This window comes from Streptococcus mitis (genome assembly GCF_047463435.1).
Taxonomy (GTDB): domain Bacteria; phylum Bacillota; class Bacilli; order Lactobacillales; family Streptococcaceae; genus Streptococcus; species Streptococcus mitis_DS.
Genome location: NZ_JASHDW010000025.1, coordinates 1 through 2,119, shown reverse-complemented (window position 1 = coordinate 2,119; position 2,119 = coordinate 1). Strand labels below are relative to the sequence as shown.

2 protein-coding genes and 1 pseudogene are annotated in these 2,119 nt (G+C 27.0%); all 3 read right to left on the bottom strand.

From position 1 onward, the window contains the following. A pseudogene (locus QM843_RS09795) lies at positions 1 to 72 on the bottom strand (transposase); the annotation flags it as partial. 118 nt (positions 73 to 190) lie between these two features. Then, entirely contained in the window at positions 191 to 322 is a 132-nt protein-coding gene (locus QM843_RS09790; protein WP_474104520.1) for a hypothetical protein, read from the bottom strand. A gap of 228 nt (positions 323 to 550) precedes the next feature. Further along, complete coding sequence (locus QM843_RS09785; RefSeq protein ID WP_414304848.1) at positions 551 to 1,750, bottom strand: Abi family protein; 1,200 nt, start codon at positions 1,748 to 1,750, stop codon at positions 551 to 553. Positions 1,751 to 2,119 lie beyond the last annotated feature (369 nt).

Sequence of the window (2,119 nt, the reverse complement as noted above, 5' to 3'; positions counted from 1 at the left end):
AAGCTTCTCTAAGCTATATCCTTGTTTTCTAAGTTCATAGATCTGAACTTTATCATCATAACTCAATTTCATAATAAAACACCCCAAAAGTTAGATTTTTTCTGTCTAACTTTTGGGGTGCAGTACATTTATAAGCTTTCTTTTTATTTTCTTTTCATTATTTACATTTTCTATGGTAAATTTTACACTTTTAAACCCACTCACCGTTAGCATTTACGTAATAACCATCAACTGTAGTGCTTACTGCAAGGGCGCCTGAACTATAAGCATAGTACCATTTACTATCAAATTTTGGCCAGCCACTAATATAGACAAAACTCAATCCACTACCATTGTTAAAGTCAAAAAATAGGAGATTTATCCCTTGTTATGATTCAATTATTTAAAATTTTTCCGTTCCACGAAATAATATAACATATAAAAAACAGAGAGAAGTTATGAAACTTCTCTCTTATTGACTTTTGAAAACCTCTTTCAAGGATCTCACGCCGTCGTGGCTCTAAAATATAACAAAGATTATTCTATCACAAATAGTATCTTTTAGCAATACTTATTTTCCAATTCTTTTAAAAAAATTTTTAATAATATCAAATTTAAATAAAAATATATTTTTTAAACAGTATAGTCTGATAGAACGATCTATTTTTTTAAGAGAGAAATTATTAAAATAATTTAAAATTTTTAAACTTTGATAAAATTTTAGAACTCTATTGTTAGTCTTAGGAGTGAGTGATAACTCAGAGATAAAAAGACTATTTATCAGAATTTTATTTCCTGTTCTATATCTTGTTATAAGACTAAAATGTGCTAATTCATTTCTTAATTCACGCAATATTTCACAAGCGTTAATAAATTTTTCACGACTACCACTAACCGACGAATCAAAGCCCATTTCACTCATAATTCTATTTTGTATTTTCACTCCCAATCCCTGAAATAAAATTAATAAATCATTGAGCATTAATGTATCAATAATAACCCAAAGTGGCGGATTCTTATAGCTAGAAATATATGGATATTTCATTTTACAATAGTCTGCATAAGATAAGTCAAAAAATCTTCCTTCTAAGTTGCTAATCTGGACTGACACATTTGTACAACCATCTAATCCAGAGATATCACTAGGAGTATTATTATCTTTTATTGAGAATTTTCCCCTGTAAATATTTATTTTAAGGTCATCAATAGTGCCTTCAAAAATACCTTCTAAATTATAAAATATTGATCCATTAACACTTGAACGTTGTATATTACCCGTAAATCTTGCATTCTTAATTCTAGCAGAAATATTATGAGTTCTGAAAAAAATATGTGTTTTTCTATCCTTCCCAGAAGTATAGAAATAATCTGTAAAAGAATTGTGATTATGCCGAGTCGGACGTTCATAGAAATTGATATCCAAATAATTTAAATTAGACTCAATACCACTACTACAATGTTCTCTTGCAAATTCATAGGCAATTCTAGACTTTAATTCAATCTCAATCTTTTCAATTTCTTGAAATAGGTATTTAGCAATATTTCTATCCAATACATATATTCTTTTAATATCCTTAAAAGATACTCTAGACATATACTTTTTAGGATTTGAAGTTAACAAAAAAAGAGTTTCAAAGCCATTTATGGAATTAAAATAATTTTTCTGTTGGATAAAGCTCTCCATCTGTAGTTCGTCAGAAATTTTTAAGTTCCTATTTTTTTGAATACTAATCTGTTCATTTATAGTTTTAAACTCTTTTTCTCTAGTCATAATATTATCTCATTCATTTTCTATGTAACTACTATTATATCATATTCCCAGATATTTTCTCTATATAATTTTAACTAGACAATCACATAGTCTATAAATAAGACCATAATTATAGTAGATTGAAATAAAGTATGAATAAATTGATTGGAAAATTCAAGTCAAATTTCTAATAATACTTTAGAAGTCATATTATACCATTCTAAATTCGATTAATTATATAAACAAACTTACCAATAAAAAACGGCTCTATAATATTTGTAGTGGGTAAATCTCCTATAAATATTATGGAGCCTATTTTTGTGTAGAAAAAAAGTCCCATATGACCTATAATGAAAAGCGACGAAACAACTCATTAGAAAGATTCATATG

Coding starts and splice junctions, on each gene's coding strand:
- QM843_RS09785 (WP_414304848.1), bottom strand. CDS start 1,750: ATGACTAGAGAAAAAGAGTTTAAAACTATAAATGAACAGATTAGTATT.